At 45.4% G+C, this 24,486-nt stretch carries 20 protein-coding genes and 4 tRNA genes; 15 read left to right on the top strand and 9 right to left on the bottom strand.

Annotated features, from left to right (window positions below; genetic code table 11):
- Positions 1–34 precede the first annotated feature (34 nt).
- The 8 genes from RTL34_RS01860 to RTL34_RS01825 all read left to right on the top strand — a co-directional run bounded on the left by RTL34_RS01860 (position 35) and on the right by RTL34_RS01825 (position 6,243).
- Entirely contained in the window at positions 35–1,456 is a 1,422-nt protein-coding gene (locus RTL34_RS01860; protein ID WP_312114113.1) for an FAD-dependent oxidoreductase, read from the top strand.
- 148 nt (positions 1,457–1,604) lie between these two features.
- Entirely contained in the window at positions 1,605–2,144 is a 540-nt protein-coding gene (locus RTL34_RS01855; RefSeq protein ID WP_065253758.1) for a tyrosine-protein phosphatase, read from the top strand.
- 43 nt (positions 2,145–2,187) lie between these two features.
- Complete coding sequence (locus tag RTL34_RS01850) at positions 2,188–3,630, top strand: lipopolysaccharide biosynthesis protein (protein WP_312114099.1); 1,443 nt, start codon at positions 2,188–2,190, stop codon at positions 3,628–3,630.
- A 187-nt stretch (positions 3,631–3,817) separates the two neighbouring features.
- Positions 3,818–4,954: a quinolinate synthase NadA gene (gene nadA, locus RTL34_RS01845; RefSeq protein ID WP_312114097.1), complete on the top strand. Its 1,137-nt coding sequence runs from the start codon at positions 3,818–3,820 to the stop codon at positions 4,952–4,954.
- Between the two features lie 153 nt (positions 4,955–5,107).
- Positions 5,108–5,184, top strand: a tRNA-Pro gene (locus RTL34_RS01840).
- A gap of 62 nt (positions 5,185–5,246) precedes the next feature.
- A tRNA-Arg gene (locus RTL34_RS01835) sits at positions 5,247–5,320 on the top strand.
- Positions 5,321–5,351: 31 nt separating this feature from the next.
- Positions 5,352–5,427, top strand: a tRNA-His gene (locus RTL34_RS01830).
- Positions 5,428–5,682: 255 nt separating this feature from the next.
- The gene (locus RTL34_RS01825; protein WP_312114096.1) at positions 5,683–6,243 is read left to right on the top strand and encodes a hypothetical protein; all 561 of its coding nucleotides are present in this window, start codon (positions 5,683–5,685) and stop codon (positions 6,241–6,243) included.
- A 161-nt stretch (positions 6,244–6,404) separates the two neighbouring features.
- Here RTL34_RS01825 and nagZ read toward each other — a convergent pair whose 3' ends face one another.
- The 5 genes from nagZ to RTL34_RS01800 form a co-directional block, all read right to left on the bottom strand.
- Positions 6,405–7,445, bottom strand: a complete 1,041-nt coding sequence (nagZ, locus tag RTL34_RS01820; RefSeq protein ID WP_312114094.1) for a beta-N-acetylhexosaminidase — start codon at positions 7,443–7,445, stop codon at positions 6,405–6,407.
- A 135-nt stretch (positions 7,446–7,580) separates the two neighbouring features.
- Positions 7,581–8,432 carry an NADPH-dependent 7-cyano-7-deazaguanine reductase QueF gene (queF, locus tag RTL34_RS01815; RefSeq protein ID WP_007116374.1) on the bottom strand — a complete coding sequence of 284 codons (852 nt, stop codon included), beginning with the start codon at positions 8,430–8,432 and terminating at the stop codon, positions 7,581–7,583.
- Positions 8,433–8,461: 29 nt separating this feature from the next.
- Positions 8,462–9,235 carry an ABC transporter permease gene (locus RTL34_RS01810; RefSeq protein WP_007116373.1) on the bottom strand — a complete coding sequence of 258 codons (774 nt, stop codon included), beginning with the start codon at positions 9,233–9,235 and terminating at the stop codon, positions 8,462–8,464.
- Between the two features lies 1 nt (position 9,236).
- A complete protein-coding gene (locus RTL34_RS01805; protein WP_312114088.1) occupies positions 9,237–10,196 on the bottom strand; it encodes an ABC transporter ATP-binding protein in 960 nt (319 codons plus the stop codon).
- A gap of 149 nt (positions 10,197–10,345) precedes the next feature.
- Positions 10,346–10,939: a c-type cytochrome gene (locus RTL34_RS01800; protein WP_076774537.1), complete on the bottom strand. Its 594-nt coding sequence runs from the start codon at positions 10,937–10,939 to the stop codon at positions 10,346–10,348.
- A 290-nt stretch (positions 10,940–11,229) separates the two neighbouring features.
- On the opposite strand from RTL34_RS01800, the gene RTL34_RS01795 reads away from it, so the two are divergent.
- Positions 11,230–11,305: transfer RNA gene (locus tag RTL34_RS01795), tRNA-Arg, on the top strand.
- 325 nt (positions 11,306–11,630) lie between these two features.
- Here the strand turns inward: RTL34_RS01795 and RTL34_RS01790 are convergent.
- On the bottom strand, positions 11,631–12,707 hold the full coding sequence (locus RTL34_RS01790; RefSeq protein ID WP_312114085.1) for an ABC transporter ATP-binding protein: 1,077 nt from the start codon (positions 12,705–12,707) through the stop codon (positions 11,631–11,633).
- Positions 12,704–14,305 (bottom strand): ABC transporter permease, encoded by a 1,602-nt coding sequence (locus tag RTL34_RS01785; RefSeq protein WP_219330910.1) that lies wholly within the window; start codon positions 14,303–14,305, stop codon positions 12,704–12,706. Before RTL34_RS01785 ends, RTL34_RS01790 begins: the two co-directional genes overlap by 4 nt.
- A 182-nt stretch (positions 14,306–14,487) precedes the next feature.
- Between RTL34_RS01785 and RTL34_RS01780 the strand changes: the two genes are divergently transcribed.
- Positions 14,488–15,477 carry an extracellular solute-binding protein gene (locus RTL34_RS01780; protein WP_082168221.1) on the top strand — a complete coding sequence of 330 codons (990 nt, stop codon included), beginning with the start codon at positions 14,488–14,490 and terminating at the stop codon, positions 15,475–15,477.
- Here the strand turns inward: RTL34_RS01780 and RTL34_RS01775 are convergent.
- The gene (locus tag RTL34_RS01775) at positions 15,446–15,628 is read right to left on the bottom strand and encodes a hypothetical protein (protein ID WP_007116939.1); all 183 of its coding nucleotides are present in this window, start codon (positions 15,626–15,628) and stop codon (positions 15,446–15,448) included. The two genes, RTL34_RS01780 and RTL34_RS01775, sit on opposite strands and share 32 nt — an antisense overlap.
- 231 nt (positions 15,629–15,859) lie before the next feature.
- On the opposite strand from RTL34_RS01775, the gene RTL34_RS01770 reads away from it, so the two are divergent.
- Positions 15,860–17,374 carry an aminoacyl-histidine dipeptidase gene (locus tag RTL34_RS01770; RefSeq protein WP_312114080.1) on the top strand — a complete coding sequence of 505 codons (1,515 nt, stop codon included), beginning with the start codon at positions 15,860–15,862 and terminating at the stop codon, positions 17,372–17,374.
- A 181-nt stretch (positions 17,375–17,555) separates the two neighbouring features.
- Here the strand turns inward: RTL34_RS01770 and RTL34_RS01765 are convergent, their stop codons facing one another.
- Entirely contained in the window at positions 17,556–19,607 is a 2,052-nt protein-coding gene (locus RTL34_RS01765) for an OPT family oligopeptide transporter (protein WP_312114078.1), read from the bottom strand.
- A 452-nt stretch (positions 19,608–20,059) separates the two neighbouring features.
- Here RTL34_RS01765 and RTL34_RS01760 point away from each other — a divergent pair, with 452 nt between their 5' ends.
- The 4 genes from RTL34_RS01760 (at position 20,060) to RTL34_RS01745 (ending at position 24,428) form a co-directional block, all read left to right on the top strand.
- A complete protein-coding gene (locus RTL34_RS01760) occupies positions 20,060–21,142 on the top strand; it encodes an ATP-grasp domain-containing protein (protein WP_312114077.1) in 1,083 nt (360 codons plus the stop codon).
- Between the two features lie 29 nt (positions 21,143–21,171).
- The gene (locus RTL34_RS01755) at positions 21,172–22,359 is read left to right on the top strand and encodes a phosphoribosyltransferase domain-containing protein (RefSeq protein WP_312114075.1); all 1,188 of its coding nucleotides are present in this window, start codon (positions 21,172–21,174) and stop codon (positions 22,357–22,359) included.
- A gap of 96 nt (positions 22,360–22,455) precedes the next feature.
- Positions 22,456–23,286 carry an HAD family hydrolase gene (locus RTL34_RS01750; protein ID WP_312114074.1) on the top strand — a complete coding sequence of 277 codons (831 nt, stop codon included), beginning with the start codon at positions 22,456–22,458 and terminating at the stop codon, positions 23,284–23,286.
- Between the two features lie 2 nt (positions 23,287–23,288).
- Positions 23,289–24,428, top strand: a complete 1,140-nt coding sequence (locus tag RTL34_RS01745; protein WP_312114072.1) for a cysteine protease StiP domain-containing protein — start codon at positions 23,289–23,291, stop codon at positions 24,426–24,428.
- Positions 24,429–24,486 lie beyond the last annotated feature (58 nt).

Genomic DNA, 24,486 nt, shown 5'->3' with positions numbered 1-24,486 from the left:
TCACTTAGGAGCATTGCTTTAGGAGCATTGGGGCATGGCAAAACGATTACACAACGATTTTCAGTTTTTAGACGTCGCACGTGTCGACCCTTCAAAAAAAGACATTAATACCCGTACTCACGAGTTTGTTGAGATTTACTATCCATTTGAGCAAGACAACGTAACTGACCAAGCGCACCGTTGTCTTGAATGTGGTAACCCTTACTGTGAATGGAAATGTCCCGTTCACAACTACATTCCAAACTGGCTAAAACTGGCTACCGAAGGTCATATTTTCCAAGCGGCAGATTTATGTCACCAAACTAACACGTTGCCGGAAGTCTGTGGGCGAGTATGTCCTCAAGACCGTCTGTGTGAAGGGGCTTGTACCCTCAATGACGGCTTTGGGGCGGTCACCATTGGGAACGTGGAAAAATACATCACCGATACTGCGTTTGCGCTAGGCTGGCGTCCAGATATGAGCGGTGTGACTTGGACGGATAAAAAAGTTGCGGTGATTGGCGCAGGTCCTGCGGGTCTTGGCTGTGCTGACATATTGGTTCGTAATGGCGTCAAACCTGTGGTATTTGACAAACGCCCTGAAATTGGCGGACTACTGACCTTTGGTATTCCAGAATTTAAAATGGAAAAAAATGTCATGCGTCGTCGCCGCGAAGTGTTCGAAAGCATGGGCATTGAATTTCGTTTAAATACCGAGATTGGTAAAGATGTTACCATTGATGAATTACTCAATGAGTATGACGCGGTGTTTATGGGTATGGGTACCTATACCTATATGCGTGGCGGTTATGCCGGTGAAGAGTTATCTGGCGTGTATGATGCGTTAGATTTTTTAATCGCAAACGTCAACCGCTGCCAAGGTTGGGAAACGAACCCACAAGAGTACATCGACTTACAAGGTAAAAAAGTGGTCGTCCTTGGCGGTGGTGATACTGCGATGGACTGTAACCGTACCAGTATCCGCCAAGGTGCAACTTCTGTGACTTGTGCCTACCGCCGTGATGAAGAGAATATGCCAGGCTCACGCCGTGAAGTGCGTAACGCGCGTGAAGAAGGCGTACAGTTTTTATTTAACCGTCAGCCGATTGAAATTATCGGTTTAAACGGTAAAGTAACCGGTGTTAAAGTAGTAACCACTAAACTTGGCGAACCTGATAACCGTGGTCGTCGTAGCCCAGAGCCTATTCCCAATTCAGAAGAAATCTTGCCAGCCGATGCGGTGATTATGGCATTTGGTTTCCGTACTAGCCCTGCTGATTGGTTTACCACCCAAGGCATTGAGATGGATAATAGCGGACGGGTGATTGCACCTGAGTTACAAACTTATAAGTACCAAACTAAGAATCCAAAAATCTTCGCAGGTGGCGATATGGTGCGGGGTTCAGACTTGGTGGTAACCGCGATTTGGGAAGGTCGTGAGGCCGCTAAAGGTATCCTAGATTACTTGGATGTTTAAGCGTGAAACTTCTTTAGCTAACAATTGCTGTTAATTACGTCAAAAAACCCAATATCGATTGGGTTTTTTTACAGGTAAATTTCGGTGCGTTTTTGTCCACTTTAAGCTATTATGTCGCATAAATTCATCATACCACTAGGTCAATGACATGCCATTTACGCAGCATTTTCGTCCCGCTACTTGGGCAAAATTACGGTGTCAACATGCCAATCTTTATCAAATCGATGAGCAGCTGTTTCGTAGTGAGCAGCTAACGCCCGATGATATCGGTATTATCCAGCAATACGGCATCAATACCCTTATCAATTTACGATTTTTTGATCGCGATGATAACGAAGAAAATTTAGCCAACTTACCGCTGACCTTTATCAATCACCCATTGATGACTTGGGCGATTAAGCCGCAGCAACTTGCTGAAATTTTGTATGATATTTTGTGGCACCAAGCGCGTGGCGACAAGGTGCTCGTGCATTGTTATCACGGCTCAGATCGCACGGGTATTACCGTTGCTATGTATCGCATTTTGGTACAAAACTGGACGATTGAGCATGCCAAAATTGAAATGCAGGACGGCGGGTATGGCTTTCACTGGATTTGGATTAATATCAGCAATTTATTGACCGAGAAAAAAGTGCAAGAAGTGCAACACGCTTTGTTAGCGCTACAACGCCAAAAGCCTTATTATTAGCCAACCTTAAAACCCATCAAGCGACATTAACTTTGGATAGCCTGTGAATATCAAACGACTGTTAGGTGAAACCATTATCTATGGTATCGGTGCGATTTTACCCCGTGTCATTACCTTTTTACTCAATCCGTTGTATATCAATTACATTGATAAAGAAGCCTTTGCTATCTTTACCAGCCTATATGCTTGGATTGCTTTTATCAATATTGTGCTCACTTTTGGTTTTGAAACATCTTATTTTCGCTTTTCAGGAGAAGATAAAACAGGCGCCGCCGAAAAAAATGTGTTTAGCACGGCGTTTTGGTTTATTGCCATGTTGGCAGGCAGTTTTTTGGTCATGGTGTTGCTCTTTAGCAATCCGCTATCAATCCTGATGGATTATGGCAATCATCCTGAATTTTTGCGCTGGTTTGCTTGGATTGCGTTTTTTGATGCGATTTGTACCATTCCGTTTGCTTGGCTACGTTATCACAACCAGCCTGTGAAATATTCGGTGGTGCGTGTGGTGTCGATTTTGATACAGACTGTGGTGGTTATTGCCCTATTTCGCTTTGTGCCTATTGAGGCTGCCAAAAGTTTCGGTTTGACCGAGCAAGTGGCGTATCCGTTCTTTGCCAATTTAGTTGCCAGTCTCGCCACTTTTATGATGCTGTTTCCAATTATCAAAAAAGTACGCTGGCATTTTGATAAAGCCTTGTTCAAACGTATGATTCGCTATTCTTATCCTGTCATGCTGGCAGGGTTGGCGTTTATGGTGAATGAAAACTTCGATAAAATCATTCAATATTATATGATTGATAAAGGCGATGCGGGGGCATACGGTGGCTGCTATAAATTGGCGGTGTTAATGACTTTGTTTGTGACCGCGTATCGGATGGGGATTGAGCCGTTTTTATTCAAACAAATGCACCATGCCAATGCCAAACATACTTATGCCATGATGACAGAGTACTTTGCTTTATTTGCATCGGTGGTGGCGCTTGGGATTATTGCCAATATTTCATGGCTTAAACGGTTATTTATCACCGACCCCAGTTATTGGACAGCGATTAATATCGTACCGATTATCGTCATTGCAAACCTATGTTTTGGGATTTATTACAACCTATCAACTTGGTATAAGGTAACTGACCGTACTGGGATTGGCTCAGCCATCTCGTGGCTTGGGGCAGGATTGACTATTTTGCTCCATATGCTGTTTTTAAAACAATACGGCTTTATGGTGTCGGCGTGGGTGACGCTTTTTGTTTATTTCCTCATGATGATAGTATCGTACGCGCTTGGACAGCATTTTTATCCAATACCTTACCAAACCAAAAAAATCGTTTTCTTTTTGGGTACGCTAATGCTGTTTAGTGTGATAATCGTCAGTGCTTTTCAAATGAATTTTTGGTTATCCAATACCTTATTACTGGTCTATATTGGCTTAATCGGCTATAGCGAGCGCGCGCTGTTAAAAGGTTTGGTAAAGGCAAAAGCGTCATGATTGAGGCTCAATAATATTTTAATGGGTCCCAGTATTTAATTTAGCCAAATTACCCTTATATCAGTTACTAGTCGCAATTGATTCACCTTGCGCAAAAAAGTTTGCTATAGTAACAGCAGGAGAATCAATGAATTGCTACTTACCTGTGATAGACATGGGTAAGTCATCTCATGAGAAGGAGTTTTTCATGCAACAATCAAGTACACCGCAAGCAACTACCCAGCCATCCAATCCTCTATTAGCGAATAATGAGCAACTGATAGCAGTGTCTGCCAAAGATATTGTTAAACAACATCTCGATAAGCTCGGTATACCCCAAGATATTGAGATTGATGATGCCGAATTTGCAGAAAAAAAACAGCGCATTGCCGATTTGTTAGAACAGCATAATGCCACGTTAATTGCTCACTATTACACCGACCCAAAAATCCAAGCAATTGCCGAAGCCACAGGCGGTATCGTATCGGATAGTTTAGAGATGGCGCGGTTTGGGCGTGATAGTGATGCCGATGTGCTGATTGTTGCAGGTGTCAAATTCATGGGTGAGACCGCTAAAATCCTAAGTCCTGCAAAAACGGTATTAATGCCAACGCTAGAAGCCACTTGCTCACTAGATTTGGGTTGTCCGATTGAAGATTTTAGCGCGTTTTGTGACCAGCATCCTGACCGTACTGTGGTGGTGTATGCCAACACCTCAGCGGCTGTTAAAGCGCGGGCAGATTGGGTGGTGACATCGAGTATCGCGGTTGAGCTCATTGACCATCTAGACAGCCAAGGTGAAAAAATCATTTGGGCACCTGACCAGCATTTGGGGCGTTATATCCAGCAAAAAGTGGGTGCAGATATGCTACTGTGGGATGGCGCTTGTATCGTGCATGAAGAATTCCGTAGCCGCAGCCTAAAAACCATGAAAGAGATGTACCCCGATGCGGCGGTGCTAGTGCACCCCGAATCGCCGATTGAGATGACCCAAATGGCAGATGCTGTGGGTAGCACCAGTCAGCTGATTAAAGCGGCGCAAACCCTACCGCACAAGATGTTCATCGTCGCGACGGATCGCGGTATTTTTTATAAAATGCAGCAAGCAGCGCCAGATAAGGTGTTTATCGAAGCGCCGACGCGTGGGGAAGGTGCAACCTGTCGTTCATGTGCGCATTGCCCGTGGATGGCGATGAATGATTTAGACCAAATAATCCATGCACTGGAGAAAGTAGGCACGCCTGACGCTGTACCGCACGAGATTTTTGTTGATGCGCAGCTAATCGAACAAGCTAAAAAACCCCTAGATCGAATGTTGGCGTTTGGCGCCACGCTCAAAAAATAGACATTAAAAACCATTGTCTGTTTTTAAAATATTGAAAAAAGTCGTTGACAGCCTAACTAACTTGCTTTAATATACGCACCACTTAGCGATGATAGCCTTTAAGCTCACTATTGCTAAGGTATTGAAGTAACAATTAAAGCCTAGTTAGGCAATCGGAGTGTAGCACAGCTTGGTAGTGCACCTGGTTTGGGACCAGGGGGTCGAAGGTTCGAATCCTTTCACTCCGACCATTCATTCTTTAAACTTACCCAAGTTGAAAAGATGAATCAAGAGCCGAGCAGGCTTTTTTTATGCGCCTGTAGCTCAGTTGGATAGAGCACCCGCCTTCTAAGTGGGTGGTCACAGGTTCGAATCCTGTCAGGCGCGCATTTTGCTAGTCTGTAAAACCTACCTTATGGCGGATGTAGCTCAGTTGGTAGAGCCCCGGGTTGTGATCTCGGTTGTCGTGGGTTCGAGTCCCATCATTCGCCCCATATTTTAAAAAAGCCCCTAATTCATTGAATTAGGGGCTTTTTTTATGCCTTGTCTTTTCCCTTATCTATTTATCACGTTTGCAAATTTGTTATAAAAAACAATGGTTGTGCTACACTTTTTTAGGATGAATTATTATCTATTTTATATACTAGGGTCATATAGTGTACTAGAAGATAAGCTCGTAAAGGTAAATTGCCAATAGCGTAACTTTACCTGATGGAAAACCTCAAATAAAATGGCGTGAGACCCTGAATATGATACGAAGTACAACGATGTTTTATCAACTTGCTATGACCAGTGTTGCGATAAGTGGCTGCATAGTTGTCAATACTGCCCAAGCGGCTACTAGGCTGCCAAAATCCCCTTGGCAATCGCATGCATCACTCAAAAGTAATCAAGTTAGCCCAATTTACCACCAGCAATGGCGACAATCTGATTATAAATATTGCCCAATTTTAGCCATTGCTAATCATTCATCAATCAATATCAAAACTGCACAACCACGCGCTGCCAATTTTTCAGGTGGCTTTGCGGTCGCGTATGATTTGGCGCAATATAAAGGCAGGCCTTTACGCAGTGCTTATGGCGTAGCCAATGCCGGTACGACGTCTAAGCGTGACTTGTATCAGGGCTGGGCCTATCGTAAAAACTATGCTGATGGCAGTTATGTGACGCTTGGGCGAGAGGGCAATAACCCACAGGGTAAAATGCTGGCTTACCTCGTGCTGAACAATGGCTGTTTTTATAACATCTGGAGTCAGTTAAGTAGTGAGCATTTGCAAAAAATGATAGCTCACTTACGCTATGTCAATTAATGAATCAAAAAGTAGCTATAAAAATTAGCTACAAGAAAGTAGCCATAAAAAAAGCAACGTTGCCGCGTTGCCTTTTTTGAAATTTGCTTTTTTCGAATTTGTTTTTTTTAATTTGCTCGTTTTAAATTTGCTTGTTTTAAATTTGCTTGTTTTAAGAAAAGTCATGCAAAGAAATTTTCTAGCACTTTACGCTGACTACTTTGCCAGTGTGACCAGTCTTTGGCTGAGTCGGCCAGCGAGCCCCGCCAGCCTTTGATATTGCCTTTCATGCTAGATAACCGATGTTGGCTGGTGGTATTGAGCAGTGTCGGCTGTTTTTGCAAACGCTCAAGCGCGACCAAGGCAGCAGGGCGGTCATTACACAATAGTCCCATATCGCAACCTGCCGTTAAAGCAGCGGCAATACGGTCACCTGCATCACCTGCAACATGTGCCGCTTTCATCGACAGGTCATCGGAGAACAATACCCCATTAAACCCTAATTTGCCACGAATAATTTGCTGCAGCCAAATCGATGAAAACCCTGCAGGTTTGTTATCAACTGTGCTAAATACCACATGAGCGGGCATGAGTGCATCCAGTAGCGGCTTGTTGCGAATAAATGGCTGCATATCGTATTGGCGAATCTCATCATAACTGCGCTCATCGGTGGCATCATCCACATGAGAATCAGGGGCAACTGAGCCGTGACCGGGAAAATGCTTGCCCGTGGTTGCCATTCCGGCAAGCTTCATCCCACGCATGAATTCAGCAGATAAGGCGGTGATTGCAATCGGATGTACGTGAAACGCGCGATCACCAATCACGCGGCTAACCCCATTGATATCAAGTACAGGCGCAAAACTAAAATCAATCCCAACTGCTAGTACTTCGCTTGCCATCAAATAGCCTGCGCAATAAGCAAGATCAAGCGCAGTGATAGGGTCATGCTCAAACCTTTCACCGAGTTTACCCATCGCAGGTAGCGGCGAAAAACCCGCGCGCAAGCGAGCGACACGTCCACCTTCTTGGTCAACCGCAATTAAAATATTGGGTTTGATGGCACGCATACTATCAGTCAATTCGCGCACTTGCTCAGGGCTTTCTACATTGCGCCCAAACAAAATCACGCCGCCAACTTCCGGTTGGCGTAGCAGTGCTTCATCTGCTAGGCTAAGCGCTTTGCCTTCAATATCGAGCATAAGTTGACCGACTGCTTGCATGCGGTAATCCTTCTGGGTATTGCCTGCCGCCAACTGTTAGATATAGTTGGCGGCAGAAAAATTTTGAAAAAACATAGCATACGCTTTTTTTAATAAAAATGCGACTAGCTTACTGGCGATTATAATTAGCGAATATTACTGACGGTTAAGCCGTGATGGTGGCGGCAACAAACTGATATCACTCACCCGACAAGGATTGATATCAATCCCGCCACGGCGTGTGTACCATGCGCGTACCATGAGCGTTTTTGGCGCAAAGGCTTGGGTTAAATCACTAAAAATCTGCTCAACGCATTGTTCATGAAAGCCATTATGCTGACGAAAGCTCAAAATATACTCAAGCAGTCCTGCTCGGTCAATTGGTTGGCTATCTATCTGAATTTCCAGTGTTCCCCAATCTGGTTGATTGGTGACAGGGCAGTTTGAGCGCAGTAAATGCGAATGCAAAATTTGTAACTGGCTATCCGAGGCGCCTTGATCGGCAACGGTCAAGCTTGAGGAATCGACATCACTGACAATGGCGATTTTTTTACCGCTATTATCTAACGCGTTATCAATACAGTCACCCTGTGGCGCGCTGATGGGTAAGCTATTTGCGATGTTTACCTCAAAAATCTCAAGCGTCACATCAGTTTTTAGACAAGCGGATAAGTCTTTTTCCACCGCTGCTTTAACAGCTTGTTGATTGTCAAATTCAGTGAAATTTAGGCTATTAAAATAAAGTTTGAGTGATTTTGATTCGACAATATAGTCTGATGTGGCAGGGATGGCAAGGCGCACCATTGCCACCTGTGAAATACCGTGCGAATTCAGCCAAGACATTTCAAAAACCTGCCACCAGTCCATGCCGATACTTAAGGCGTCAGCAGGCAGCGCTAGCTTCGCCCGTCCTAATGCGCGCGGAATGGGGTAGAGCATATCGGGGGCATAGGTTTTTGGGTAGCTAGTGGATTGACCCAAAATACCGTGAGTTTCAAGTGGTTTCATATTTTTTTAATTTAACTAAGTTATCTAAGTTATAAACGAACGCGTGAGCCATCTGCTAAAAGATAATACGCAATGCCATAAAATATCGCGGTAAAAATCCCAATCGCCACCAAAGATGACCATACATTGACATCTGAATGACCCAAAATACCATAGCGAAAAGCATTGACCATATAAACAATGGGGTTTAGTAGCGATATGTTTTGCCAAAATCCTGATAAATCTTTAAGTGAATAAAACACGCCGCCTAGATACGTCAAGGGTGTCAACACAAAACTGGGTACGATGGAAATATCATCAAACGAGCGCGCAAATACCGCATTAATCATACCGCCCAGTGAAAATAATGCCGAGGTCATCACCACGGTAAAAATCGTGACAAACGCATGCACCAGTGATAACTGAGTAAAAAACAACGCGAGCACCGTCACAATCGCGCCAATGGTCAACCCCCGAAACAAACCGCCCGCGATAAAGCCCAGTAAAATGGTATGTTTAGAAATCGGACTGACCAGCATCTCTTCGATATTACCATGAAACTTGGTGGCAAAAAAACTCGATACCACATTGGAGTAGCTATTGGTAATCACCGACATCATAATCAAGCCAGGCACGATAAACTGCATGTAGGAGACACCGCCCATATCGCCAACCCGAGAGCCAATCATTTTACCAAAGATGATAAAATACAAACTCATGGTGATGGCAGGGGGCAACAGCGTTTGCGGCCAAATGCGAAGAATTCGGCGGATTTCCTTGACTAACAAGGTGTTAAATGCGACCAACTGGTGCTGAAAATCCATGTTAATTCTCCAATTTTTCAGTCAAATTATTTTCAACAATCCCTAAAAACAGCTCTTCAAGGCGATTGGCTTTGTTACGCATACTCGCTACCTGAATATTTTGAGCATTTAACTGGGCAAAGACATCATTTAAACTGTCGCCTTTTTTGAGCGTGACTTCAAGGGTCAACGGGTCTGGCTGCTTGGTTTTTACCACATTGGTTAAAGCAATTGATGACAGATAAGGTTGCGCCAAATCAAACACAAAGCTTTCCACATCAAGGCTGGTAAGCAAACTTTTCATATCGGTATTGATACGAATTTCACCCTGGTCAAGGATAGCAATGTTTTTACACAGCTGCTCAGCTTCTTCTAGGTAATGGGTGGTTAAAATAATGGTCGTACCTTCTTCCGTGTTAATTTGCTGCATAAAATCCCACATCGAGCGGCGCAGTTCAATATCGACCCCTGCAGTCGGCTCATCCAAAATCAGCAGTTTGGGATGGTGCATTAAAGCACGCGCAATCATCAAACGGCGTTTCATACCGCCAGACAGCATACGCGCTTTGTCGTCGCGTTTTTCCCAAAGCCCCAATGCTTTAAGCAGTTTTTCGGCACGCGGGCGAGATTCCTTGGTAGGTATGCCAAAATAGCCCGCTTGGGCTATCAAAATATCTTCGATTTTCTCAAACTGCATAAAGTTAAATTCTTGCGGCACCACGCCTAAGAACTGCTTGGCTTTGGCAGGCTGTTTAAGCAAATCTACCCCAAAAATTTCTACCGAGCCTGAGCTGGGTTTAAATAGCGAGCTGATAATACCAATGGTGGTGGATTTACCCGCACCATTGGGACCAAGTAGGGCAAAAAATCCACCTTGGGGTACGGTCAAATCAATGCCTTTGAGTGCGGCAAAACCATTTGGGTAGGTTTTGGTAAGCTGGGTGATTTTTAGAGCAGGGATGGTAGTGTCAAAGTTTGCCATAGCAATGCAGGTTCTGGTTAAAGGTGAGACCTTAATGGGGATGGGTTGGATAGTTTAAAGATTTGACTGAACTAAGTTAAGTTAAATTATACCAATGATACAATTAAAAAAGCCTATCAGTTGATAGGCTTCATCTGGGCTAAAAATGATTATTTGGCTTGAGACACCATATAATCAACCGCATTGGTCACTTCCACATCTAGCAAATCAGCGTTACCGCCTTTAGCTGGCATGGCATTAAAGCCTTGTAGCGCGTGTTGGTGAAGGGTAGCGGTACCTTTAGCGATACGGGGACCCCAAGCGCCTTTATCACCAAATTTTGGTGCACCTAACAGACCTGCAGTATGACAAGTATGGCAAACACCTTCATAAATTACTTTGCCTTCACGTGGTTTATCTGGATCAGCGGCACCCAATGCAGCGGCAATAGTGATATCACACTCTTTACCTTCAAAACAAACTTTACCTTGTGGGGCAATACGTGCGATTAGATTTGGGTATAATGCAACCAATTTTGCAACTTGAGGTGGGTCTTCAGGTGCTTTTTCTGCTTCCTTTTTTGCGGGAGCGGCAGAGGATGCAGGGGCTGAAGCAGTTGCAGTACTTGAGGCTGTCGCGGTACTTGAAGCGCTAGCGGTAGCTGATGCCGCTGCAGGGGCACTGGCTTTATCCTCAGCTTGGCTGACAGCGATACCCGCAAGACTTAGCATAGTAACCGCTGATAACATCACTACTTTTTTCATTCGTCACGTTCTCTCAAACAGGTGAATTAAATTATCGTAATACTTTTAAAACGGATAATATGAGCCATTAGATTGCTCGATTGTATCCGTTGATGCAATATTGATGCGATAAATGTTACACAGATTTATTTTCCATACTATTATAAGGGAAAATTATCTGAAAAAGCTATGCTTATTTGATATGTGCTATCAACTTTGCCGAGCAGTTTCTGGCAGTAATTTTGATGATTTGCTTATTGCACGAAAAGTTTGCTAAAATAGCCCACTGCTTTTTTTTAATACCAATCAAAGCGTTCGTAGCTCAACTGGATAGAGTACAGGTCTCCGAAGCCTGTGGCGTGGGTTCGAGTCCCGCCGAGCGCACCATTCTTAATGCATAAATTATTGATTTCATGAGGATTCTGATTTATTCATGTTTTTATGGGTATATAATAGGCGATATATATCCATTGGTAGAATGCAATTGCTTTTATGACTGCCCATAGAGAAGGATAGTCTTTTGCAATTCGATCAGCAACTCGACGGCTCTATTTTTAACTTCTGTTGAGTGTTTTTTAGTTTTCATAAGGGTATTGTTTCAGAGTTTTAGGTCTCCGACAATTCCGGGGCAGTTCAGAATATCAAAATAGACTATAAAACACTTAATTTTACTCGCTAGCCCTGTAAAATTATTTGACAAGGCTCTTAGCCTTTATTGACGGCTTTCAGGCAGGTGAGCGATCAGCAGCCCCACAGTTTCGCCCAATATGGCAACATCTGTGGGTGAGTAGACCAACACACGCTCTTGACTAGCAAGCTGCACTTCATAAACCACATGACTGCCTTTAAACTGCTTGGCGGTAATCAATCCATTAACCGCGCTGTTTGTTTGGGGTACCACCGATAGCCATTCTGGTCGAATCAGCACTTGGTGACTGTCTGCAAAATAAGGATAATTGCTCATTGGCAACGCACCGATTGCGGTCAGCAACTCATTGCCATGTTGCCGCGCCTGTAGAAAGCTGCCTTTGCCGACAAATTTTGCCACCGTGGCGGTGCTGGGGGCTTGATACAATTGAATTGGCGTGTCCCATTGCTGCAATCGACCATCTGCCAACATACCGATTTTATCGGCTATCATAAAGGCTTCTTGCTGGTCATGGGTCACCACAATGGCGCTGATTTGTTTGGCTTTAAGTAGCTGCTGAATGCTCATCGCCAACGCTTCTCGCATATCGGCATCGAGACTTGAGAATGGCTCATCAAACAAAATCAGCTGCGGATTGGGGGCAATCGCCCGTGCCAATGCCACCCGCTGCTGCTGCCCGCCAGATAATTCATGCGGGTAGCGACATGCTAAATGTTCCAGTCCTATCAAGGTAAGTAAAGCATCAATGTTGCCCTGTCTGTCAGTTTTTGACAAGTGTTGAAGCCCAAAACCAATGTTGTCTGCCACCGTCAAATGCGGAAACAGCGCATAATCCTGAAACACAATGCCAATCTGGCGCTGATAAGCAGGGATATTGATGTGGGTGCGGCTATCAAATAGCGTCCGCTTGCCAAATTGAATTGAGCCTGCTGTCGGGGTTTCAAAACCTGCAATGCAGCGTAGCAGGCTGGTTTTACCACAGCCAGATTGACCGACCAAACACGCAATTTGCCCTTGCGGCAACTCAAAACTAATCTGATCGAGGACGGTTTTGCTAGACGGGTGATAACTGAGCGATAACTCATTCACAGTCAAATGCGCATCCGATACTGCGTTCTGCGATAAATCATTGAAGTTCATGTTACGTTACTTTCCTTGGAAAACAAAATCACGGGCAGCAGTCCCGCTAGTATAATGACCAGTGCAGGCAATGCGGCTTGCTGAAACTGCCCTTCCATGGTAAAGGCATAAATTCGCACCGCGAGTGTGTCCCAGTCACTAGGTCGGGTCATCAGCGTGATGGGCATTTCTTTCATCAAATCGACAAACACCATGAGTATGGCAACGCCTAGTGAACTTTTGACCAAAGGGATATACAAACGGCGAATCAACGCAACACCGCGCACATTGAGGATGACTGCCGACTCCACAAGACTTGGGCGGACACGCTCAAAACCTGCCTCAATGCTCGACACTGCCAGCGCCAAAAAGCGAATAATATAGGCTAAAAGCATCACAATTAACGTGCCTTTGATAACAGCGGTCGTACCATCACTGACGGGCAAAAATTGTAATAACAGATTGTCCATCGCTGCAATTGGGATAAAAATACCAATCGCCAATACCGAACCGGGGATGGCATAGCCGAGCGTGGTAATACGCATCAAAATCGTGGCAAACAATGACTTATCACTGCGCTTGGCAATCACAAGTAGCAATGCCACAACCATGACCAATACCGCACCAACAAGCCCAATCACTAATGAATTGCCCATCGGCTGGAGCAACGCGCTCACATCGCCCTGCTGCCAATGCGCGACCACCCAAACAATCAACTGGATGACAGGTAGCACAAAGCTGACCAGCAAAATCACACCGCAATACATCGTTGTCAGCCAACCCAAACCCCTAGGTAGCGGCTTTGGCTGGATTGCCGTGGATTTTTTGGTGGCAAATTGACGGCGGCCGCGACTCAGCTGCTCCAGCACAATCATGACAAATACAAATAGCACCAGTAAAGAAGCCAGTTGTTTGGCAGTATCAATGGAAAAAAAGCCAAACCAAGCTTGATAAATGGCAGTAGTAAAGGTTTCTACCCCAAAGACAGATACCGCACCAAAATCTGCGAGGACTTCCATCATCGCCAGCAGCAAGCCACCCATGAGCCATGGACGCGCCATCGGTAGGGCAATTTTGACTAACGATTCGCGTGGCGTCAAGCCAAGCGATGCGCCCATCTCCAGCGCCTGTTGCCCCATACTGGTAAAGGCGTTGCGAGCGAGAAGATACACATAGGGATAAAACGCTAGTATCAGCACAATCGATAATCCCCAAATATTGCGGATATCGGGCAGTCCTTGTGCAAACCCCTGCTGCTCTCGCAAATAGGTACTCATCGCACCTGTATAGTCAAACATACCCAATTGCACAAACGCCAATACGTAGGCAGGTACAGTAAGTGGCAGCATCATCGCCCAAAAAAATAGCTTACGTCCTGGAAACTGGTACATCGCCGTTAGCCATGCGGTGGTCACGCCAAGTAGCAAAATCCCGACGGACGTCGTGATTAGCAATATCAGGGTGTTTTTAAGTAGTAACCCCAACTGATAATCAAGCAAAAACTGCCAAATCTCTTGGTCAATCTCACCAAAGCTAGTAAGTACCACCAAAAGCGGCAGCAATACTAGAGTCGAACATAGCACCAGCCAAAACCGAGCCAAACCAATACCCTTATTCATGTGCACCCAAATCGTTAACCTTAATGTAAATAATAATTATTATCGTTTAAATAAATATTCTATATTATACTACGAAACCAATACGTTTGGCGGCGATTTTAACTTGCACCGTCGCATCGTCAGGGTCTGCTTTTTAGTAGGGTATTCGGTATAATTTTTTAGGACGAATAAAAGGGTAAATTATGAAACGCTTAATGGCTTTTGGCATGTTGATGGGCGCGGTAACACCTGCGCTAGCAAGTGATTTGGTGATTTATTCGGCGCGTGCTGATAATTTGTTGAAGCCGATTGTGGCAAAATACGAGCAGCAAACAGGCGTAAAAATCAAGCTGGTCAACGATAAAGCAGGCGTACTGATCGAAAAAATTAAAGCAGAAGGTGCTAATACCCCAGCTGACTTACTCATCACCGTCGATGGCGGTAACTTATGGCAAGCGGCGCAAGAAAACATCTTAAGACCTGTCAATTCAAAAGTACTCGAAACCAATATCCCGCCGCAATTCCAAGACCCACAAAATCGTTGGTTTGGTATGTCAGTGCGCGCCCGTACCATTTTTTACAACCCAACCAAAATCAATCCAAGCCAGCTATCAACTTACGCAGATTTATCTACCCCCAAGTGGAAAGGCAAGCTGTGTTTAAGAACGTCGGACAATGTCTATAACCAATCTTTGGTTGCCACCATGATTCAGCACAACGGCTTACCACAAATGGAGCGTATTTTAAAAGGTTGGGTCAGTAATCTAGCCACCGCGCCATTTGCTAATGATACAGCGCTGCTTGAAGCAATTGACGCAGGTCGCTGTGATGTCGGTATCGCCAATACTTACTACTATGGTCGGCTGCTTGATACCAAGCCAAACATTAAGGTCAAACCCTATTTTGCCAACCAAAAATGGCAAGGCACCCATGTCAATGTATCGGGTATTGGCGTAGTTAAACACAGCAAAAACGCGGCACAAGCACAAAAATTTATGGAATGGCTCAGTGGCGCAGAGGCACAGAATTTATTTGCTGACTTGAACAGTGAATACCCAGCCAACCCACGCATCGCACCAGATCCAAAAGTCGCCAGATGGGGCAGCTTTAAGCAGGACATTATCAATGTATCCGTGGCTGGTAAAAACCAACGCCATGCGATTATGCTAATGAAAAAAGCGGGTTATAAATAAACACGGTATTCACAGGCGGGTTGTCAATTTGGGCTTGTTGCCACTGGGCAAAGCCCTCGGTGATATTGCCAAATCGCTGTTGCGCAAAGGATTGAATAATATTGTGCGTTGCCGTCAATCCTTCGGCGAATAATTTGTTTTTCTTAGTCATTTTTACATTTTAATTCATCATAGATATTCTGTAGGTGAATTATTATGTAAAAACCTTTATATTCTGTAAAATAATATTAACAATATTATATTTTCTAAAACGGAATGGCATTGTAGATTTGCCAGTAATCGCGCTATAACTATGCTAACCAGAAATAAGCTGACCATTCCTATCTAAAATTCGCTACAATATTGCCTTTGATAGTTAATACACTAAAAATCGGGCAATACCATGACAACCACTCTTTCTCAACTGCCACCCACTGCTGTTTGGCAATGGTTTGATCAAATTTGTGCTATTCCACATCCTACTTTTCATGAACACGCTTTGGGTGACTTTATTGTTCAAGCAGTCCAAACCCGCGGACAACCATACGGGTTAACGGTCAAAAAAGATGAAAAAGGCAATATTTTTATCTATAAACCAGCAAGCGTACAGCTTGATAGCAATATGGCAAACCATCCTGCGGTGGCTATCCAAGCGCATTTTGACATGGTGGCACAAAAAGGGGAAACCACCAACCATGATTTCATCACTGACCCTATCAAACCTGTCATTAAAGACAATTGGGTCTGGGCAAGCGATACGACGCTTGGGGCAGATAATGGTATTGGGCTTGCTATGGCATTGGCGGTGGCGTTTAGTGATGATATTGTCCATCCACCACTTGAGTTGATTTTGACTTGTGAAGAAGAAATCGGTATGGGCGGCGTCCAAGCCATTCATCCTGAGTGGCTGACCGCACCTGCGATGATTAACCTTGACTCAGAAGATGAAGGTGAACTGTTTATTGGCTGTGCTGGCGGGCGTGATGCCACATTCCAGTTAACTTCCTCGCTCACTACCGTAACCGAAGATGTCACGCCGATGGTGATTAAGGTGAGCGGTTTACAAGGTGGGCACTCTGGCATTGATATTCATAAAGGCTTAGCCAATGCTAACTTATTACTGGCGCGCGTGCTAGCAAGCCTGTTTCGCTCATCGCCTTTTCATCTACAACACTGGACAGGTGGGGTACTGCGAAATGTGATTACACGTGAAGCCTCTGCGGCGGTGTTGGGTGATTTTGAGCGTATTAGCCAGTTGCTTCCTACTATCTTGCAAACGCTACAAGCTGAATATAAAATCACGGAACCCAACCTCACCGTCACTGTTGAAAAACTAGTAGCCACGGACGCGCTGTCACCGACATCTAGCAACCTTTCCGCCCTTAGTATAGCCGACAGTCAGCGTATGCTTAACTTGCTGCGTAGCCTACCCAATGGCGTGATACGCATGAGCGATAGTTTTGCCGGCGTGGTAGATACATCAATTAGCACGGGTGTGGTTAAGCTTGGCCAAACTCACGACAATAATCAAATCGCCACCCTTGAGATACGTTGTCTGATGCGATCTTTGGGTGAAACCCCAAAAGATGACATCGCCCAGCGGCTACAAGCTTTAGCAGATTTGGCAGGGGCGGCGCTAGAGTTAAGCGATGATTATCCAGGCTGGCAACCTGACCCAGATTCTAAGCTATTGGCAGTGGCAAAATCTGTGATGGCGAGTCATTTTGCAGGCGAGCCAAAGCTGCAGGTGATTCATGCCGGTCTTGAATGCGGCATATTTAAAGGTAAAGCACCAAACATGGACATGATTTCTTTTGGTCCAAATATCCGTGCGGCACACTCACCCAAAGAGCGCGTAGAAATCGCCAGCGTGGCAAAAACTTGGCAGGTGTTATTAGACTTATTAAAAGTTTTATAATTTCTAATGATTGCTCATGCTGCTATCCCAGTCGCGAAAAAATGTCGTCGCTAAGTTTTTAAATCTATGGTGTTGCGCCTATTTTCTTACACCGCGATACATAAAAAACCCTTGAAAATATTGATTCTCAAGGGTTTAATGATTTTCAAGGATTTATAGGGATGTTGGAGTTTAATGCCTATTATCCCGATGTTTTGGCACTGCTCAGCACGCGTCTTGCTAGTATCACGATAGCCAATACAAATGCCAATAATCCTAGCCATTGGGCAATATTGTCCCAATTGGCAAGTTTAAGCGCCAGCGGTGCATCTGAGCCGCCCGTCGTGACTGACGCGGCAATAATAAACGCCATAATAACGCCAATCAAGCTTTCGCCCACAATTAACCCTGCAGCAAATAACGTACCTTTACGCTCTGCAAGCTTTAAGTTGCGCTCTCGTTGCGCCGCCGCACTGTTTTTGGTGATACGGTTTTTAATCCACCATGCCAACACCGAGCCTATAAAAATCGGCATATTAATGGTAGGTGGCAAATAAATACCCATACCCACTGCCAATACTGGCAAGCTGTATTTACCCGCTGAAGTTTTGCGTAATAAGGTATCAGCGACAATCAGTACCGCACCAATCAGCACACCGATAAGGATAAAGTCCCAGTTCAAATTATGCGCAAAAATCCCTTTGGCAATCGTGGTCATCAAGGTTGCTTGCGGTGCGCCCAAGGCTTGTGAGGCATCCATATCAGGGCGAGGCAATGCCCCAGTAAAGCCATAAGCTTTGTACAGTAGTTCTAAGATAGGGGAGATTACCAATGCACCTACCACGACACCAATCATTAACGCAACTTGCTGACGCCAAGGTGTGGCTTTTACCAAGTAACCCGTTTTTAAGTCTTGCAAATTATCATTTGAAATCGTCGCCACACATAATACCGCCGAACCACAGAATAGCGCCAACGCGGTGACAAATTTGCCATCGCCCGTGGTTAACAATTGCGGATAAGCATTGCCAACCAGCAATAAAATGAGCGAAATCACCACAATCGAGATAATACCAATACCTGAAATTGGGCTAGACGACGATCCAACCAAACCCGCCATATAACCACACGCTGCCGCTACCAAGAAACCAATGATAAAGGTGACCGCAGTACAAACCAATACTAGGAGCCATGCCAAACCCGCTGGCAAGCTTGCATCCGCCACAAACTGATAGAAACTAACTGCCAATAACAACGTCATTACTACCGTCCAGCCGATCATGACTTTGGGCGATAAATCCTGATCCATACGACTGAGGTTTGATGAATTGCCACCTTTGAGCGCCTGCATGGAAATTTTTAATCCCTCAATCATTGGCTTCATTAGCGTGAGTAGCGTCCAAATCGCGGCAACACCAATGGTACCTGCACCGATAAATCGAACATTTTCCTTCCAAATTTTCATGGCAAATGCCGACATTTCCATGTCACTGGGCTGAGGCGTCATGCTCGTCAACATCGGTACCGCTGCACCCCAAGCAATAAGGATACCCAGCAAAATAGCAATACCGCCTGCTACGCCAACTAGGTAACCTGCCCCAAGTAGCGCCAAGGAAAACCCCATGGGTAATTGGGTAATCGCCGAGCCTGCTTTAAACCAGTAGCCTGCCGAATCTGCCAATACCCTGAGTCCACCCGTCAAAAACGCTACAATGCCTGACAACGCGCCACCAATCACAATATCCTTGGCGCCTGTTGAGGCATCTGACTGAGCGGGGGTATCATCTGCGGTGTCCTGTTCGCCTGCCCGCAAAATTTCAGCAGCGGCAACGCCTTCAGGGTAGGGCAAATCACTGTTAACGACCATCGCATAGCGAAGCGGAATAGTAAAAATCACCCCCAAGATGCCGCCAGCGATACATAAAATAGTGGTTTGCCAAAACGGAAACCCTGTCCAATAACCGAGCATTAATAACGCTGGCAACACAAAGATAATGGACGATAAAGTACCTGCTGCAGAAGCTTGGGTTTGTACAATATTATTTTCAAGAATATTGCTATCTTTGGCAAATTTTAAAACTGCCATTGATATCACCGCCGCCGGAATGGACGAGGCAAACGTTAAACCGACTTTAAGTCCAAGATATACATTGGACGCGGTAAAGATGACAGTGATTAATGCCCCAAGAATAATGCCCCTTAGCGTCAATTCTTTGTGATTGGCATACATATCACCGATAGGCTGAACTTGCATGGGCAAATCTCCATGTAAAAGCAAAAGTTGTTGGTGAGTAAAAAAAATCTTATGGATTATACTGCGTTTTATGGCTAAAACAATAACTTTTATCTAGCACCCTCACCCTCGAAACATTGAAACACTACCGGTCTCAATATGGCTATCATTGTGTAGCAAACGTTGTTTGGCAAATATTGTTTGGCAAAGCACGCCAATAATAGTTGCACCTCATGCATATAGATATAAGATACCTAGGTGATTGGTAAAATAATAAGTCTTACCTACTAAACAAAGAAAAGTTAAGCAAAGATAAGTAGTCAAGCATATCCTGCAGTGGAAGCCACGATTTATTTAGCAAGATAGATTAAAATTTTGCACCACCTGCTATATAATTCTTGCTACACACTCAGCATGTTATATCTCAATGACAATCGATTACAGTTGTATGAAGATTTGCTAATGGAAATTGAATGATTTTAAACCCCAGTAATACCCCGTTTTCAATTTGGTTGGCAGAAGGGCAGTCAAGCCAGCGTGAGATGCTACTTGCCATGCAAGCCATGAAATGCCAATATAACTTACCCATGACCATCGTGGCGTCCCATCGACAACCACGACCAGAAATCTTAAACTGTGCCGATATAGCGTACCAAGAGCCATCCGAGCCAAGTGAGCGGGTTGGGTTTGTACTTGCACAGGCCAAAAAGCACAATAGTAAAGTGGTGCTCACAGGGCGCAATAGCCAAGATTACGAAGCCAGACGTCAAGACTTCAAAGCAGCCGGTATTCGGTTATTGACAGGCGCAACTGACACAGCCACGCTTGAATTAATGGACGATAAAGCCGCTTTTACAGCTTTTTGCCAGCAACATGACATCCCTGTGGCAAGTGGCTGGCAGTTTGCTAATGCAGATGAGTTAATGGCACTGCTAGCCTTGCATGGTGGGCAGCCGTTATGTGTAAAACCCGTCAAAGGCATATTTGCGCAAGGGTTTTGGCGACTCGATACGGCAGCGGTCGATGCGTGGGATAGTTTTGAGCATTTATATTTCACCGATGCTAAAAAAATTCATCTTGCACAATTTTTACACGCCTATAACCATAGCCAAATGGTAACTGACAAACCCATTGCCATGCTGCTGATGCCATATTTAGCAGGCAAAGAATATTCGATTGATGTGGTATGTGAGACAGGGGAAGTGTTGGCCGCAGTGACGCGCTATAAAGACGGCAGTGAACAGCATGTGGGCTATGACGAGGCAGTGATGGAACTTGTCAAGCGTCTGGCGGTAGCCCTAAAAGCCGATGGTATTGTGAGCATCCAAACCAAGGCTGATGAAAATGGGATGCACAAGGTACTGGAAATCAATAGCCGCGCGTCGGGTGGGATTGGTTACACCGATCATGCCTTTGACAACGGCACGCTGAATTTAACCCAATTAGCTTTTGCCTATTGGTCAGGCTGTATTACCAAACCGCATCTGCCAGCGGTACGTGATACCATCACCCCTTGCATCGTGCGTCCGCTGATGACCAGTGTCAAAATCGGCTAACGGATAAAAATAACAGGACAACAGACGCCATGACCGAGCAAAAAACCATTTCGTTATCGCGTGGCGAGCTTACTTTACGCTATCAAACCAGCGCTGATTATCAACTCGATGAGTTATTGGGGTTTGCTGAGCGTATCAATCCCAAGCGCGCGTTTTTGTTTGTATCCAAAGTATTGGGGCGACATATTCCGGTATCTCCCGATAAGATGCGACAAGCCTTCACCCAGTTGGCAACTCTCATACCCGATGACTTGCCTGAGCCGATTGTGGTAATTGGTATGGCGGAGACCGCAGTCGGACTGTCGGCAGGGGTGCATCAAGTGCTGCAGGCGCGTTATCCACAAGCTATTTTGCTCAACTCGACGCGGCATGCACAGGCAGCAGAGCTGTTTGCCACGTTTAGCGAAGATCATAGTCATGCCAGTGTGCATTTGATTTACCAAAGTGATGACAGCTCGCTACAAGCGAACGTTGAAAACGCCAAAACCTTGATTATGGTCGATGATGAAGCCTCCACAGGTAATACCTGCCAAAATGTGGTCAACGCCCTGCGTCAAGCAGGAATGAGTAAGCTTGAGCAAGTGCATTTGGCGACGTTAGTTGATTGGTCACTGGACAAAAAACTGGGCAAAAAGGATGGTAATATTTTTAATGACATCGCCTTTTTTCGCCATCATTTGCTGGCAGGAGATTGGACGTGGACAGATAGGGTGAATGCGCCCGCGGTTACCATGCCAAATGTGTCAACCACAGAGGCAGGCAGTCAGCCTCTGCTGCCTACCGGCAATTGGGGGAGACAACCGACACGCGATAGTACATCGGGATTGGATTTTTTGCTGCGAGGTTTGCAGCATACGCTGAGCCAAAGACAATTGACCCTAGCGTCATTCGCCCATCAAAAAATCTTGGTACTGGGCAGTAATGAGTTTGTTTGGTTGCCGTTGTTGCTTGCCGAACGCTTGGCGCAGCATCAGGCGGATGTCAAATTTTCCGCCTTGACGCGCTCACCCATCGCCATCCATGATGATAGTGCCGTGACTAGCGTCATCAAGTTCTTTGACCATTATGGCTTGGGCATGACCAATTTTGTTTACAACGTGACGCCTGAGGCGTGGGATTGGGTTCTGTTGTGCGTGGAAACCCCCCAAGATAGCGTGGATGAGATTTGGCAGCGTTTTGATAATGTCATGGTAATTTCACCAAGACCCAAAATCTGACATTCTAAACCCGACAACCGGAGTCCGATACCTGAAGTCCGAAAGCTAATTAAGCACAAGAACGATAAAAGTTAAGTTTGATAAAAGTGAGTGTGAATGACCGATTTTTTTAAACCCGAAGCCCGTTTTTTTGAATCAAAAGTCGCGCTAGTCAAGCCTTATGCTTTGATGGATTTGGATGATACCTTGTTTCAAACCCAGCGAAAAATTGCAGCTTGGCATTTGCCAATGGATGGGTTGGTGGCGGCGACCGTCGATAAGCAGAATGCGCCATTGAGCTTTTTGACGCCAAAGCAGCGCCATTTTTTTAATTGGTTATCCCAATCAACGGAGCTCATCCCCGTCACCGCAAGAGATTCCACTGAGATTATGCGCGTCAAACTGCCGTTTGATAGTTGGCAAGTTTTGACCCATGGTGCGGTGATTGTAGCACCGTCGGGGCAGCTTTGTGCGCGTTGGCAGCGGCTAATGGCAGGGCAATTGGTAGCGCTACAACCCAAACTAACCCAGCTTATGGCGCGATTGGCAGGGTTTGAAGCAATGCGCATAACCCCACATTATGAACACTTTATAGTAGACAATAACGCGACGGATTTGATGGTGTATGTCGCCATAAAACATCGGCATAAAGACCACGATGCTTTGCTACAGTTTGCGGCACAGCTGCCGAGTGTGCTAAATGAGGCGCCTGATTTGGGCGATGAGTTTTATATCCATGTCAATGCCAATAACTTGGCAATCTTGCCGCACGTCGTCAATAAGCATCACGCGATGCGTTTTTTGCTCGATTATCATTTGGATAAAAACCGCCCTTGTTTTGGTTTTGGTGATAGCTTGGCGGATTTGCCGTTTTTACAATTATTGGACTGGTATGGCACGCCCAATCGAGGGCAACTGCATGATGCTATCAGTCAAGGGTGTGTATAATCATGACAATTCAGGTGAATTTTTCGGGTAGTTATTTACCTTCTGAGGTTACCTTGCTGCTCGATATCGTCAGTGCTGATAGCGTCAATGATATCAGCCCAACGCAAAAAGAAGCGTTAATCCAATCAGGTCAGCGCCATTATTCAGATATGCTGACGCTTGAAAAACCGCCCAGCGCCACCCATGAAGCCTTGTACAATCAAGCATTGATGGCAGGCAAACAGCGCATGGCAAATGATGTCACAAGCCTTGCCTTTAGCTTACATCAGCTATTTCATGCTTTTGTGAGTGCCTCGCAGCCGCTGATATTGGTCAGTCTCGTGCGGGCAGGATTGCCGATTGGGGTCTTGCTACAAAAAGCGCTTAGTGATGCATCTGCCAGCTATGCGTTAGCCAGTCAGCATTACGGGGTGAGTATCATCCGTGACCGCGGACTTGACCCTGTTGCCTTGCAATATATTTTGCAGCAGCATCCCCATAGCCCGATTGTGTTTGTCGATGGTTGGACGGGTAAAGGGGCTATCTATGGTGAGTTGCAACGAAGTTTAGCCCAAATCACTGATAAGCGGCAACAAGCGCAACTGTTTCACCAAGGTGAGGGGGTGATTCCACTGGTGACGTTGGCAGATCCTGCTGGGGTGGCTTGGCTATCGGCGAGTGATGATGATTGGCTGATGCCGGCAAGTTTGCTCAACAGCACTGTCTCTGGGCTGATATCGCGTACCCTGTATCGTGAGCCCAGTGATGGACTGCACCAAGCAGTGTATTATGACAAGTTACAGCCTTGGGATCGCAGTGGCGACTTTATCCAAACCATTGATGCGCTGCGTCAGCAAACGCCCTCACCAACGCCGCTAACGGGCAAGTTATTGCCGACTTTTGCCACCCAGTCTGTGATAGATGACTTGGCGGCGCGCTTTGCCATCAGCAATCGCAACCGTATCAAACCCACCATTGCCGAGGCGACCCGTGCGATATTACGGCGCGACCCTGAGTGTGTGTTGGTCAATGAGATGGCAGACGGACAAGATACAGCATTACTGCGTCATCTTTGTGAGGAAAAAAATATTCAATTAATTGCAGATGCCAGCATTGCACCTTACCAAGCTGTCACCATTATTAAGAACAGAAGCCAAAATTAAGGACAGAAGCCAATGATAACCGCGTCTTTGCGCTCATCGACCTTGTAAACCGCCCCTT

This window comes from Moraxella sp. CTOTU47915 (assembly GCF_031986685.1).
GTDB lineage: Bacteria > Pseudomonadota > Gammaproteobacteria > Pseudomonadales > Moraxellaceae > Faucicola > Faucicola tetraodonis.
This window is presented reverse-complemented; position numbering and strand designations above follow the sequence as displayed.

Coding starts and splice junctions, on each gene's coding strand:
- RTL34_RS01780 (WP_082168221.1), top strand. CDS start 14,488: ATGAAACGCTTAATGGCTTTTGGCATGTTGATGGGCGCGGTAACACCT.
- RTL34_RS01800 (WP_076774537.1), bottom strand. CDS start 10,939: ATGAAAAAAGTAGTGATGTTATCAGCGGTTACTATGCTAAGTCTTGCG.
- RTL34_RS01810 (WP_007116373.1), bottom strand. CDS start 9,235: ATGGATTTTCAGCACCAGTTGGTCGCATTTAACACCTTGTTAGTCAAG.
- RTL34_RS01785 (WP_219330910.1), bottom strand. CDS start 14,305: ATGAATAAGGGTATTGGTTTGGCTCGGTTTTGGCTGGTGCTATGTTCG.
- RTL34_RS01775 (WP_007116939.1), bottom strand. CDS start 15,628: ATGACTAAGAAAAACAAATTATTCGCCGAAGGATTGACGGCAACGCAC.
- RTL34_RS01790 (WP_312114085.1), bottom strand. CDS start 12,707: ATGAACTTCAATGATTTATCGCAGAACGCAGTATCGGATGCGCATTTG.
- RTL34_RS01770 (WP_312114080.1), top strand. CDS start 15,860: ATGACAACCACTCTTTCTCAACTGCCACCCACTGCTGTTTGGCAATGG.
- RTL34_RS01745 (WP_312114072.1), top strand. CDS start 23,289: ATGACAATTCAGGTGAATTTTTCGGGTAGTTATTTACCTTCTGAGGTT.
- RTL34_RS01755 (WP_312114075.1), top strand. CDS start 21,172: ATGACCGAGCAAAAAACCATTTCGTTATCGCGTGGCGAGCTTACTTTA.
- RTL34_RS01805 (WP_312114088.1), bottom strand. CDS start 10,196: ATGGCAAACTTTGACACTACCATCCCTGCTCTAAAAATCACCCAGCTT.
- nadA (WP_312114097.1), top strand. CDS start 3,818: ATGCAACAATCAAGTACACCGCAAGCAACTACCCAGCCATCCAATCCT.
- RTL34_RS01855 (WP_065253758.1), top strand. CDS start 1,605: ATGCCATTTACGCAGCATTTTCGTCCCGCTACTTGGGCAAAATTACGG.
- queF (WP_007116374.1), bottom strand. CDS start 8,432: ATGAAACCACTTGAAACTCACGGTATTTTGGGTCAATCCACTAGCTAC.
- RTL34_RS01860 (WP_312114113.1), top strand. CDS start 35: ATGGCAAAACGATTACACAACGATTTTCAGTTTTTAGACGTCGCACGT.
- RTL34_RS01760 (WP_312114077.1), top strand. CDS start 20,060: ATGATTTTAAACCCCAGTAATACCCCGTTTTCAATTTGGTTGGCAGAA.
- nagZ (WP_312114094.1), bottom strand. CDS start 7,445: ATGCAAGCAGTCGGTCAACTTATGCTCGATATTGAAGGCAAAGCGCTT.
- RTL34_RS01825 (WP_312114096.1), top strand. CDS start 5,683: ATGATACGAAGTACAACGATGTTTTATCAACTTGCTATGACCAGTGTT.
- RTL34_RS01750 (WP_312114074.1), top strand. CDS start 22,456: ATGACCGATTTTTTTAAACCCGAAGCCCGTTTTTTTGAATCAAAAGTC.
- RTL34_RS01765 (WP_312114078.1), bottom strand. CDS start 19,607: ATGCAAGTTCAGCCTATCGGTGATATGTATGCCAATCACAAAGAATTG.